The organism is Roseobacter sp. (assembly GCF_045106495.1).
Lineage (GTDB): Bacteria > Pseudomonadota > Alphaproteobacteria > Rhodobacterales > Rhodobacteraceae > Roseobacter.
Window position 1 is genome coordinate 55,579 of sequence record NZ_JBGCEQ010000012.1, and the last position, 11,851, is coordinate 67,429.

Genomic DNA, 11,851 nt, shown 5'->3' on the forward strand with positions numbered 1-11,851 from the left:
TCATCCCAATGCTCCTTTGCCTGATCCAACAGCGGCTTGCATGGTTTTGACCACCACAAAGGCGTCGCGCAGGTGGCTCCGGTCGAAGTCCGATAGTGTTGCGGGGTCAAGGTAGTTATCGGGCTTTTGGCCCCTCTTGATTTCAGCTGCCTGATGTTCAAGGCGCGTGGCTGCGATCAGATCATAGGCGTCCAGCAAGTCAGCACCGCCCGAGGTAGATAGCACCCCCTCCGAAATGGCCGCATCAAGCCGGGCGCGGGTATTGATCTGCGTCAGTTGACCCTGAAGCGTGTAGATGCGGCCAAGGTCAACCACCGGCACGACACCATTGTGTTTCAAATCAATCTGATTGCGATGCTCACCCGACCGGATCTTGGCCAGACCCTTCAACAAGCCCAAAGGCGGTTGGTGCGTCAGCGAATTCGAGATCATATGCGCTGTGAATATCGAGTTTTTGGCCGCCATCAAGAGGGTCTCTCTCTGCAGGTCGGCGAACAGGCTGGTATCTCCGCCGATCGGACGTAAGTCGAACATGACCGAAGCCAGCATTTGCGCCTCGGGGTTTGGTTTGGCAATCCATTTTTTGAAATATCCCTGCCAGACCCTCAAAGGCTGGCGCCAGCGCGGGTTTGTGGCCATCATGTCACCGGGGCAATAAAAATATCCGCAGGTGTCTAGACCGTCGCTCACAAACTTTGCCAGCGCGGCGAAATAGGTCATATCAGCCTCCGTCACGGTATCAGACAGGATCAGACAATTGTCCTGATCGGACACCCCGGTCTGTTCTTGCCTGCCTTGAGAGCCGCATGCGAGCCAAAGGTACGGAATCGGCGGCGGGCCAAGAGCGACCTCCGCCAGTTTCAGAAGTCTCCGTGTTGCTGTGTCGGCAATATCGGTAATCAACCGCGTCACAACCTCGTGCCGATTGCCCGCCTCGACCAATTGCAAAAGCAATTGCGGGATCTCTGCGGTTACATTTGCCATGGCTTTGGCATCGTCCGCCTTGGCGATACGCCCAACCAGATCGGCAGAGGACATCGCCAACGCACGCGTCAGGTCCGTTTGCGTGACAATACCGATGAGCCTTGAGCCCTCGACGATGGGAATATGCGCGATACCACGTTCCATCATGAGGTGCAGCACGTCTGTTACCAGTGCGGCAGGCCCAAGGGTCAGCAGATCAACGGTCATGATCGCCGAGACGGGCGCGCCTGGATCCTTGCCGGTTGCCACCACGCGACCGTTGATGTCGCGCACAGTCACGATCCCGCAGAAACGGTCGCTATCCGTGATGCAAATCGATGAAATATGGGCCGCGTGCATCTGGCCCGCAGCCTCGCGAATGGGAATGTCCGGGGCGCAGGTCACCGGGTCACGGGTCATCAACTGCGCAACGCAGAGGGTCGCAAGATCACGTTTGGATTGGGGCGGCGGGCGACGGCGGTCGAAAAACCGGCTGACTGTCGGGTGGGCGTCGATCAGGGCCAACAAGGCTTGGGCAGGAACCGCGATCAAACTGGCATCAGACGTAACAGTGGCGGTGCGTTTGGCCGTTTCTGCGCGCAAAATACCGCGTTCGCCGAAGGAATTGCGCGGTCCCAGAATAGAAAGTTGCACACCCGTTTCATCGGTGATCTCAACCTCGCCATTTACAATCACATAGAGAATATGGGCCGGGTCCCCGACAGCAAATACGGTGCCACCCTTGGGACATGCCTGCTCTGAACAAACTTTTGCGAGCGCGGTCAGATCCGCTTCGGTCAGGCTATCGTAGGGATGCACGGACGCAAGGAACTGGGTCAAAGCTGCCGAAAGGGACATAGGAAGGGCCTCTTTGAGGGGGAAGCCCTGCCCGCAGGTTGCACGGGCAAGACAGATTTTTTAGTTCAACGCTGCCGCGTGTCACACACGGCAGCGTCGCGTCGGTCTAGTGACCTTCAATTGCTGTTCCGGCGCCGCGTGGCACACGTACGCTTTCGACCAGATCCTTGATTTCCTGCGGCGTTTCCTTGGTCATGCCTGAGACCACGAAGGCGACGCCAAAGTTAACCATCGCACCGATGGCACCGAAGGACGTGGATTTGATTGGTCCAAGCAGTGGATCCGCATCCGTGAAGGAGTTGGTATCGGGGATAAAGAACCAGCCCTTATGCAGGAAGATGTAAAGCAAGGTCACCACCAAGCCAGCCAGCATGCCCGCAACCGCGCCCACATTGTTGATGCGAGTAGAAAAGATCCCCATCATCAAGGCCGGGAAGATCGATGCCGCCGCAAGTCCGAAGGCCAGCGCCACAGTTTGCGCAGCAAATCCCGGCGGGTTGAGTCCCAGAAGAACCGCCACCACGATAGCTGCTGCCATTGAGATACGTGCAGCCAGCAGTTCGGACTTTTCTGACATGTTTGGCGTCAACTGTCCCTTCAGGAGATCGTGGCTGACCGCCGACGAGATCGCAAGCAAAAGACCAGCCGCTGTGGACAAGGCCGCCGCAAGACCACCCGCTGCCACCAGACCGATCACCCAACCGGGCAGCGACGCAATCTCGGGATTGGCCAGCACAAGGATGTCACGGTTGAAGTTGGTCAGCTCATTGCCCTCCCATCCGTTCTCGGCCGCCTTGGCCTGCAAATCAGCACTCTTGTCGTTGTAGTACTGGATCATGCCGTCGCCGTTTTTGTCTTCCCACCCCAAAAGGCCGGTTTTCTGCCAGGTTGCCATCCAGGCGTAGCTGGGATCGTTTTCGATCTGCTCAACTGTTACCGCGGCTGCTTCCGTGCCATTGGGCCACATCAGCTCGGAGATATTGAGCCGTGCCATCGCACCCACCGCAGGGGCCGTGAGATAAAGCAGCGCAATGAACACAAGAGTCCAGCCCGCCGACCAGCGCGCATCAGATACCTTCGGCACTGTAAAAAAGCGCATGATCACGTGGGGCAGACCAGCTGTTCCGATCATCAGCGACAGGGTGAAGAGAACCATGTTGATGGTCGACCCATGTGCTGCGGTATACTCGGCAAAGCCAAGATCGGTGACAATCTGGTTCAGCTTGGCAAGCAGTGGCTCGCCCGAACCTGTGTGCTCGCCAAAGAGACCCAATGCCGGGATCGGGTTGCCGGTTAGTTGCAGCGAGATAAAAACCGCCGGGATCGTATAGGCCGTGATCAACACGCAGTATTGAGCCACCTGCGTGTAGGTAACGCCTTTCATGCCGCCAAAAACCGCATAGGCAAAGACCACACAGGCCCCGATGAGCAGGCCCCAAAAGGCATCGATTTCGAGAAAACGCCCAAAGGCGATGCCGACACCCTGCATCTGGCCGATCACGTAAGTGATGGAGGCCACGAGCAGGCAGACAACAGCCACCATGCGCGCCGTCTTGGAGTAAAACCGGTCGCCGATGAACTCGGATACGGTGAACTTACCGAACTTGCGCAAGTATGGTGCAAGCAACAAGGCAAGCAGAACATAACCGCCGGTCCATCCCATCAAGAAAGATGAGTTGTCATATCCGGTAAAAGCGATAAGGCCGGCCATGGAGATGAACGACGCAGCAGACATCCAGTCAGCAGCGGTCGCCATGCCGTTGGTGACAGGGTGTACGCCGCGCCCGGCTGCATAGAATTCAGATGTGGAACCCGCGCGGGCCCAGATTGCGATGCCGATATAGAGTGCGAAAGACGCCCCTACAAATAACAGATTGAGTGTAAACTGGTCCATATTCCTATTCCTCGTCCACGCCGTGTTGCTGGTCGAGCTTGTTCATCCGCCAAGCGTAATAGAAGATCAAAATCAGGAAGATAATGATTGATCCTTGCTGTGCGAACCAAAAGCCGAGGTCAGTACCGCCTACCGCGATGCCTGACAAAACCGGGCGCAGGATGATCCCGAACCCGAATGAGACCAGCGCCCAAATCGCGAGGCTGATCAGGATGAGACGCACATTGGCTGACCAATAGGCGTTATTTTTCTCGTTTTGAGACATGTTTTGTGTTCCTCCTTCGTCAGATTTTCGCAAGACCGCTCAGCGGCCTTGGCCGATGCTCTACGCTGTGGCTTGCGACACAACGTCATGGAGCTGAGCTGCGATGTCATCAATCGCGCCCATTGCGGGGACACGGGAAAGCGCCCCTTTGGTTTCGTAATAGTCAATCAGCGGTGCTGTCTGGGCATGGTATGCTTCCAGCCGCTGGGCCACGGTTTCCGCGTTGTCATCTGCGCGCCGTTTCATCTCAGTTGACCCACAGTGGTCACAGATCCCTGGCTTGGCGGTGGGTTTGAAGCTGTCGTGATAGCCTTCGCCGCAGCCCCCGCAAGAAAAGCGGCCCGAAATACGCGCAACCATTGCCGCGTCTTCAACCTCAAGGCTGATCGCGGCGTTGATGCGTTGTCCGGTGTCGCTCAGCAATGCGTCCAGCGCCGCCGCCTGAACAATCGTGCGCGGAAATCCATCAAGGATCACCCCCTTGGCGCAGTCATCCTCCATCAAACGGTCGCGAAGGGTCGCGATCACGATCTCATCGCTGACCAGATCGCCTGCTTCCATCACGGCTTTGGCTTGCTTGCCCGCTGGCGTGCCCGCAGCGACGGCAGCGCGCAGCAGATCCCCAGTGGAGAGCTGGATCAGACCATACGTCTCTTCCAGCATGCGAGCTTGGGTCCCTTTACCGGCACCGGGCGGTCCGAGCAGGATCAATACAGGAGCGACCGTCGGTTTCATACCGCCGTCCATCATTGGTCCCCCCGGTTCATGCGATTCTCAATCAGGTCGTCGACAACGGATGGGTCCGCGAGGGTGGAGGTATCACCCAAGGCTCCAAAGTCATCCTCGGCAATCTTGCGCAGGATGCGGCGCATGATTTTACCCGACCGGGTCTTGGGCAAACCCGGCGCCCATTGAATCAGGTCCGGCTTGGCGATCGGGCCAATCTCGGTCCGAACCCAGGTTTCAAGCTCCTTGCGCAATGCATCGGTAGGCTCTTCGCCATTCATCAAGGTGACATAGGCGTAAATGCCCTGCCCCTTCACATCATGGGGATAACCAACGACTGCGCTCTCAGCGACTTTAACGTGGGCAACCAGCGCGCTTTCTACTTCGGCCGTGCCCATCCGGTGGCCGGAAACGTTTATCACATCATCGACACGTCCGGTTATCCAGTAGTCGCCATCGCCATCCCGGCGGCAACCGTCACCAGAGAAATAATAGCCTTTGTAGTCAGAAAAATACGTCTTCTCGAACCGTTCATGGTCACCCCAAACCGTCCGCATTTGACCAGGCCAACTATCGGCGATGCACAACACGCCTTCGACGTCATTTCCTTCGACAACCTCACCGCTTGTCGGCTCCAATACTACCGGCTGCACCCCAAAGAACGGCTGTTGCGCAGCGCCGGGTTTCAGCGTCGTGGCGCCGAGCAAGGGGGTCAACATGTGACCGCCTGTTTCGGTCTGCCAAAAGGTGTCGACGATGGGACATTTGCCTTTACCGACAACCTCATTGTACCAATTCCAAGCTTCCGGATTGATGGGCTCACCCACCGATCCCAGGAGCCTAAGATCTGACAAATCGTGCTGTTCCACCCATTCCTTGCCTGCCGCCATCAAAGCGCGAATGGCCGTCGGCGCAGTGTAGAATTGGTTGACCTTGTGCTTGGCGCAGACTTCCCAAAAGCGCCCGGCGTCTGGAAACGTGGGCACGCCTTCGAACATTATTGTTGTGGCACCATTGGCCAAGGGACCATAGACGATGTAGCTGTGGCCCGTAACCCAACCCACATCCGCCGTGCACCAGAATATGTCGCCATCATGATAATCGAAAGTGATCTCATGGGTCATTGCGGCGTAGACCAGATACCCACCGGATGTATGTACCACACCCTTCGGCTGGCCGGTCGAGCCGGATGTGTATAGGATGAAGAGCGGATCTTCGGCCGCCATCTCGACCGGATCACAATCCGCCAGTGCTGCTTCCATCAACGCGTTACAGTCATGATCCCGATCAGTCCAGGTTGTTTGCCCACCGGTACGTTTAACCACGAGGCATTTCACATTTTCCTTGCAGTGCAGAAGGGCAGTGTCTGTATTCGATTTTAGAGGTGTTTCTCGTCCGCCCCGGGGCGCAAAATCGGCCGTAATGACAACTTTGGCATCACATCCGTTTACGCGCGCCCCAAGAGCGTCCGGGGAGAACCCTGCAAAAACGATAGAATGAATGGCACCGATCCGCGCGCAGGCCAGCATTGCATAGGCTGCTTCCGGGATCATGGGCAGATAGATAATGACGCGGTCGCCTTTGTTGACACCCAGCCCGCGCAAAACGTTTGCCATCTTGCTGACAGAACGGTGCAACTGAGCGTAGCTGATGTGCTGCGCATCCTCTTTCCTGGGATCATCCGGCTCCCATATGATGGCCGTCTGTTCACCACGAGTCGCAAGATGGCGGTCGACGCAATTTGATGACACATTCAGCGTGCCATCTTCGAACCAGCGGATGTCGATGTTACCGGGTTCAAAGGACGTATTTTTGACCTTACTGAACGGCTTCAGCCACTCGATCCGCTGTCCCTGTTCGGCCCAAAATTTTTCTGGATCGTTTACAGATGTGGCATACATCTGCGCATAGTCTTTGGCCGTAACATGGAAAGCTGGGCTGGAAGCCGCCATTGACGGCGCGTCTATGGGTTTCGTCAAATCCTTGATTTGCATGGGTGTCCTCCTGGCGATGCGCTGACCCAACTTTGGTTAAGAAAGTTTTCAGCGCTTGATGCCAGTAAATACACAGTCTTAGTTAATTTGTCTCAATATGCAGATATAAAAGAATTTTTTTGTAAATTTTTTCGCTAGTCTAGTTGTAAATCTGATAAGTAATTTTCGTATAGAGATATTCTGTTAATGTTTTCCGTTCTGTAGGTATTCTGCTTTCGCAACCTAGGTACACAAAGGCATACAATTGCATACAGTTGAAAATGATGATCAAAGCCCTTCAGTTGGCCGCAAATTGTCATTGGCTTGAAGCCGGCGTTCCAAACAAATCGAATCGAACCTACGCTGTATGGTCAACACACGACGCTGATAACGCGCCGCGCCTGATGTCCCCTTTAAAGTCGCGGCAAGTAAGCACCAGCTGAGCGCATAATCGATAATGTTGGCAGGCAAAATGACGATAGGCATTGGCATTGCCCGCCATTAGGCCTCTGATCCTCGCGTGATTGGAATTAGCGGGTTCCATTCGTGAATTTCTTACGCCGCTCTTTGATCTTAGCGTCGGAGACGATGGTGCCATCGTGGAACGACCCAAACCACTTGTCCCAAGGCAACTCCAGCGAGCCGTAGTTACACTCAAAGTAACGGTGGTGCATTTGATGGTGGAAGGTGCCCAGCTTCATCCGGTTTTTGTCCTGGATGACCATACCTTCAAACCCGGTGTGCGTCGTGGCTGCTGTCAGGGCGTAATACTGCAGGTGAAAAAGGATATGGATTGGGTGTGCAGCAACGACGAAATGAATCAAAACCGAGCCCAAAAAGATCAGGTGCTCGGCCGGGTGCATCGCCAGGCCAGACCAAGGGCCAACGTTAACATTGCGGTGATGCAGAGCATGCACATGTTTGTAAAAGAATGGAATGTGAAGGAACCGGTGGATCCAATAAAAATAGAAGCTTTCCCATACGGGAATTAACAAAAAGAGCGCTACGAACCAAATTGGGTGAGCAGCCCAGGTCAGCATTGGAGCATACCCATTGGCCAGCGCCCAGAACATCAGCACCTCGTAGGCCGTCCAGACGGTCACGCCGCTGGCGATGGTCCAAAAGATATTGTCACGTATTTGCCCACCCAGAGTGAATTGCCGCCCGTTTTTCATCAGAGGACGCGAGTCATACTTCAGCGCCTGTCCCTGTTTGGTGAAGGTGTAGAAATACAGGTGCAAACCACCCGCTACCAGCGTCATCAGCACTACGTTGCGCACAAACATCTCGGCAATCCAGCCGAAGGCGAGCGTCTGCGTTTCTTCCAAAGAAGGCTGAAAACAATAAAAGGAAATGCATGCGATCCCAACAATGATCAGTCGTTCGGTGATGAAAAACCATGAGTTCCAGACCCAGGCCAGCATTCGATCAGGTCGCGGCGGCCATTGGAAAAAGGGAGAGACCTGTAACGGTACATCTGGAATATGATTCCAGCCCTTGAGCGGTGTGTCAGACATGATTTACCTCATTGAAGAGCGTGATACGCGAACCTGGCATGGTTTTCTTTTTTGGAAAAACAGTATTAAAGGAGCAACATCATCTGAAAAGCAGAGGTTATGATGGCACTCACCCTGAAAGCAATGGACTACTTCACCACAGCGCTACGCCACGGCAACATCGCCAAGGCAGCGTCGGCGTTGAACATTGCCGCTTCCGCTGTATCCTCTGCCATTGATCAGGTCGAAACGGAATTCGATTTGACACTTGTGACCCGGCATCGGGCGCGCGGCATTCAGCCCAACGCCAGCGGTCGCGAAGTGGCGCGAAAATGCGAACGCTTGCTGGAAGAGTACCGCTCCTTGATTGCCGAAGGCGCTGATCTCAAGAAGTCCTTGAGCGGGACATTGCGGATCGGATATTATGCGCCAATTGCGCCCGCTTTCCTGCCACAGATCCTTGATAACTTTTTACCGGGTGACACTGCCGTCACGCTCGAATTGGAAGAATGCGACAATGATCAGGCGCAGGACGGTCTGATCAACGGCAAATTCGATGCCATTCTTTTTGTAGCAGAGGATGTACGACCGTCCATCAAGTTCGACACGCTGATCACTGCGCCTCCCTTTTGCCTGCTACCAGAGGCTCACCCTTTGGCGCGGCTGTCGGAAGTGTCGATGGCACAGATTGCGCGGGAACCTTTGATTGTTCTAAACCGTCCTTTGGTCGCTGCCTACTATAAGGGTCTTTTTCAATCTGAAACCCGGCAAGCACCCACCGTGGCCTATGTAAATTCCACAGAAATGGTCCGATGCCTTGTGGCGGCAGGGCGCGGCTGCGCGATCCTAAATATGCGCCCAAAGACACCCGTAACTTACACGGGTGAGCAAGTCGTGGAACGTCCAATCTCGGACATTCTACCGCCACTAAACCTAGCAATCGGATACGACAAGTCGCGCCCGCGGCGAAGCGTCCAAAACTTCGTTGAAGCATGTAGCAACTATTTTTCGAAGGCCGGTACTGAGCGATGTATTGTGGATTGCTAATACGTTTGATGCGGTGATTGAGGTATTTTGCGAAAAACCTTCTCTATCTCAGATCGTGTAAAATCGTTTATCACCCAATCTTGACAGTGTAGCAGTTTTCTCTGCCGAAGCTTAGCGCCTTAAAAAACTCGCCTGTTGGGGAAAGTTCGCAACGCGCTATTCGTCGCGCCCGTTCTTACCATTTTTTTGGTAGTATTGCGGTCCGGACTTTGCCGAAGTCTGGTTAACTGCAAATTGGTCAAACAGATTCGAGTTTCGCTGGATCCGGCTGAGAATCCGCATGAACAAAAGCTGTTGAATGTGAGTATTGATTGCGAGGTGCGAGCTTATGTGTCGCTTAAAATGACAGGCGCTAAACCGCAGCGCTTGCCCTAAGCGGGGAAAACCCCAGCGTACTGGAAAGTGAGCCGCTTTGTCTGTGCTGTGCGAGACTTGATTGAGCCACGAGGTATCCTAAGGACCAATTTAAGTAGGATCCTAAAATGGTCGATTGCCAACATCATGAACCAGCGCGCCTTTGCGACCGTTTTCTTATTCCGACGCGTAAAGGTACTATGTCATGTGAATTCGATGGGCCATTTCATCCCAGTGTCCAACATCAAATCGATCTATTTGTTTCACAAACCACCGCATCATGAGCTCAGGTGCCAAATCCCATGGACAGGTCCAATCTGAAGTTTGCCAATGTGATCAGTAACACCATTCTGGCCTTGAACAGGAGACTGTAGCGGCTTCTGCAAAAAGGGGATCATCCACTGACCCTGGAATCAAAAAAGCTTTGCCGATAACTTGATGGAGACACGCTCAATACCCTCAAGAATGCCCGTCGCATGCGGTCTTCGTCCTTGAAGCCGCACTGGGTAGCAATTTGCTTGAGGCTCCGACCCGTTGTCCCTAACAGGTCCTGCGCTCTCTCAACACGCAGAGCTTCAACGGCTTTTGCAGGTGTCGTACCCATTTCTTTCACATAGACACGCGCAAAATTACGCGCACTCATGCCTGCTTTTGCGGCCAATTCCTCTACGGGCAATGACAAGTGAAGGTTTTCTGCGACCCAGTCATGCAGCGCTTCAAAACGCCCTGCCCCATCTCGCAATTGCCGTCCCAAGGTCGGGCTGAACTGGGACTGTCCCCCGGAGCGCATCATCTGCGCCACCATGGACTTCGCCACCTGTAAAGCTGACGTCCTTCCCAGATCTTCGGAAACGATTGCCAAGGCCATGTCGATGCCCGCAGTGATCCCGGCCGACGTCCAGATGGGTCCGTCTTTAATGAAGATTGGATCCAATTCAACACGGACACGGGGAAATCCCTCTGCGAGCATCTTGCAGTCGTCCCAATGCGTGACAGCCCTGCGTTCATTCAACAATCCGGTCGCGGCCAATACCAATGCTCCTGAACACACTGAACACACTCGGTGCGCTCCGACGGCAAGTGCCGAGACTGCTCCAACGAGCTTTTCGTCATGCATACCGGCTATTGCACCATCTCCACCCACAACGACAAGGGTGTGGATCTGCTGACCCATGACTCTTGATACGGAGACGGTTGGGATAGAAACAACCGTGTTTGTTTCCGTGAGATTTCCCTCAGGTGAGACAACCATACAATCGTATCCAGCCAGCCCTGTCGCGGGGTCCGGCGCGTGCGAGAATACCTGCAGTGGTCCAACCAGATCCAGGAGAACAATGTCGGGATAGACAACAAAGACCACCTTTCGTTTGGCACGAGTCAGTTTTACAATTTTGGCAGTTTTTGAAGTCATACTGTCATTTCTGCCAGAAACGAATGATGTAGTCTATCGTTGTGCGATCTGGAGAAACCGAATGCTCACTCTGAAACCGAATTGCGAATGCTGCGACAAAGACCTGCCAGCCTCTGCGCAGGATGCCCAAATTTGCTCCTTCGAATGCACCTTTTGCGTTGAGTGCGCAGAAAGACGATTTGGCAATACCTGCCCGAATTGCGGCGGCGGATTCGTGTCTCGTCCCACTCGGCCGGCAGACAAATTAGTCAAGTTCCCTGCTTCAACAGAACGCTTTACAAAAAATCACTCGGCCTGTGCAAACCATCTTACTTGAACCCCGGAGACCAAAATGACCAACTTGCCGCACATCCTCAACTGGCGCAGGATCAACGCACGCCTGACAACATCGGGGCAACCAACAGAAGAACAGCTTGCCGAAATCCAAACCCTTGGCGTGACCCAAGTCGTCAACCTGGGCCCACATCACAACAAAGGCGCGCTTGAAGATGAACCTGGAACGGTCGCGTCACTTGGCATGTCCTATGTTTACATACCGGTGGAGTTCGAAAGCCCGACCGAGCAAAACTTTGAAGATTTCAAGGCGGCTATCGAAGGCAACCCATCGGCCAAGATCCATGTCCATTGCATTTACAATGCAAGGGTGAGCGCATTTTTCTACCGGTATGCCAAAAGCGGGGCCATCATATCCGAAGACGCAGCCTTTGCTAATATGGAAAGCATCTGGCGGCCCGGCGACGATTGGGCCGCGTTCATTGAAAACCCTGATGCTAAAGGGCAGCAAAATCGCTATGCCGGAGAGGACTATTGACCGCGCTCCACCAACATTGGCTGGCAAGTTAATACTGACGCAGCAGCTCAGTC

10 protein-coding genes are annotated in these 11,851 nt (G+C 54.3%); 3 read left to right on the forward strand and 7 right to left on the reverse strand.

From position 1 onward, the window contains the following. The 6 genes from AB8B75_RS10510 to AB8B75_RS10535 all read right to left on the reverse strand — a co-directional run bounded on the left by AB8B75_RS10510 (window position 1) and on the right by AB8B75_RS10535 (window position 8,196). Window positions 1–1,821, reverse strand: coding sequence for a DUF294 nucleotidyltransferase-like domain-containing protein (locus AB8B75_RS10510; RefSeq protein ID WP_405362047.1), 1,821 nt, complete (start codon window positions 1,819–1,821; stop codon window positions 1–3). A gap of 106 nt (window positions 1,822–1,927) precedes the next feature. Continuing rightward, on the reverse strand, window positions 1,928–3,715 hold the full coding sequence (locus AB8B75_RS10515) for a sodium:solute symporter family protein (protein ID WP_405362048.1): 1,788 nt from the start codon (window positions 3,713–3,715) through the stop codon (window positions 1,928–1,930). A 4-nt stretch (window positions 3,716–3,719) separates the two neighbouring features. Then, window positions 3,720–3,980, reverse strand: coding sequence for a DUF4212 domain-containing protein (locus AB8B75_RS10520; RefSeq protein WP_405362049.1), 261 nt, complete (start codon window positions 3,978–3,980; stop codon window positions 3,720–3,722). A gap of 60 nt (window positions 3,981–4,040) precedes the next feature. Continuing rightward, window positions 4,041–4,727: an adenylate kinase gene (locus AB8B75_RS10525; RefSeq protein WP_405362110.1), complete on the reverse strand. Its 687-nt coding sequence runs from the start codon at window positions 4,725–4,727 to the stop codon at window positions 4,041–4,043. Further along, window positions 4,727–6,658 (reverse strand): acetate--CoA ligase, encoded by a 1,932-nt coding sequence (gene acs / locus AB8B75_RS10530; RefSeq protein WP_405362112.1) that lies wholly within the window; start codon window positions 6,656–6,658, stop codon window positions 4,727–4,729. The genes AB8B75_RS10525 and acs overlap by 1 nt, the downstream gene beginning before the upstream one ends. Before the next feature lie 551 nt (window positions 6,659–7,209). Continuing rightward, complete coding sequence (locus AB8B75_RS10535; RefSeq protein ID WP_405362050.1) at window positions 7,210–8,196, reverse strand: sterol desaturase family protein; 987 nt, start codon at window positions 8,194–8,196, stop codon at window positions 7,210–7,212. Between the two features lie 99 nt (window positions 8,197–8,295). On the opposite strand from AB8B75_RS10535, the gene AB8B75_RS10540 reads away from it, so the two are divergent. Next, window positions 8,296–9,222 carry a LysR family transcriptional regulator gene (locus AB8B75_RS10540; RefSeq protein ID WP_405362051.1) on the forward strand — a complete coding sequence of 309 codons (927 nt, stop codon included), beginning with the start codon at window positions 8,296–8,298 and terminating at the stop codon, window positions 9,220–9,222. Between the two features lie 748 nt (window positions 9,223–9,970). On the opposite strand, the gene AB8B75_RS10545 is transcribed toward AB8B75_RS10540, so the two are convergent. Then, the gene (locus AB8B75_RS10545) at window positions 9,971–10,987 is read right to left on the reverse strand and encodes a GlxA family transcriptional regulator (RefSeq protein WP_405362052.1); all 1,017 of its coding nucleotides are present in this window, start codon (window positions 10,985–10,987) and stop codon (window positions 9,971–9,973) included. 61 nt (window positions 10,988–11,048) lie between these two features. Here AB8B75_RS10545 and AB8B75_RS10550 point away from each other — a divergent pair, with 61 nt between their 5' ends. Both AB8B75_RS10550 and AB8B75_RS10555 read left to right on the forward strand, forming a co-directional pair. Beyond that, a complete protein-coding gene (locus AB8B75_RS10550; RefSeq protein WP_405362053.1) occupies window positions 11,049–11,303 on the forward strand; it encodes a DUF1272 domain-containing protein in 255 nt (84 codons plus the stop codon). 15 nt (window positions 11,304–11,318) lie between these two features. Beyond that, window positions 11,319–11,798 carry a protein tyrosine phosphatase family protein gene (locus AB8B75_RS10555; protein WP_405362055.1) on the forward strand — a complete coding sequence of 160 codons (480 nt, stop codon included), beginning with the start codon at window positions 11,319–11,321 and terminating at the stop codon, window positions 11,796–11,798. The last annotated feature ends 53 nt before the right edge of the window (window positions 11,799–11,851 follow it).

Bases quoted from the DNA above. Each gene is read 5' to 3' on its own strand.
- AB8B75_RS10510 (WP_405362047.1), bottom strand. From the start codon at position 1,821: ATGTCCCTTTCGGCAGCTTTGACCCAGTTCCTTGCGTCCGTGCATCCC.
- AB8B75_RS10515 (WP_405362048.1), bottom strand. From the start codon at position 3,715: ATGGACCAGTTTACACTCAATCTGTTATTTGTAGGGGCGTCTTTCGCA.
- AB8B75_RS10520 (WP_405362049.1), bottom strand. From the start codon at position 3,980: ATGTCTCAAAACGAGAAAAATAACGCCTATTGGTCAGCCAATGTGCGT.
- AB8B75_RS10525 (WP_405362110.1), bottom strand. From the start codon at position 4,727: ATGGACGGCGGTATGAAACCGACGGTCGCTCCTGTATTGATCCTGCTC.
- acs (WP_405362112.1), bottom strand. From the start codon at position 6,658: ATGGCGGCTTCCAGCCCAGCTTTCCATGTTACGGCCAAAGACTATGCG.
- AB8B75_RS10535 (WP_405362050.1), bottom strand. From the start codon at position 8,196: ATGTCTGACACACCGCTCAAGGGCTGGAATCATATTCCAGATGTACCG.
- AB8B75_RS10540 (WP_405362051.1), top strand. From the start codon at position 8,296: ATGATGGCACTCACCCTGAAAGCAATGGACTACTTCACCACAGCGCTA.
- AB8B75_RS10545 (WP_405362052.1), bottom strand. From the start codon at position 10,987: ATGACTTCAAAAACTGCCAAAATTGTAAAACTGACTCGTGCCAAACGA.
- AB8B75_RS10550 (WP_405362053.1), top strand. From the start codon at position 11,049: ATGCTCACTCTGAAACCGAATTGCGAATGCTGCGACAAAGACCTGCCA.
- AB8B75_RS10555 (WP_405362055.1), top strand. From the start codon at position 11,319: ATGACCAACTTGCCGCACATCCTCAACTGGCGCAGGATCAACGCACGC.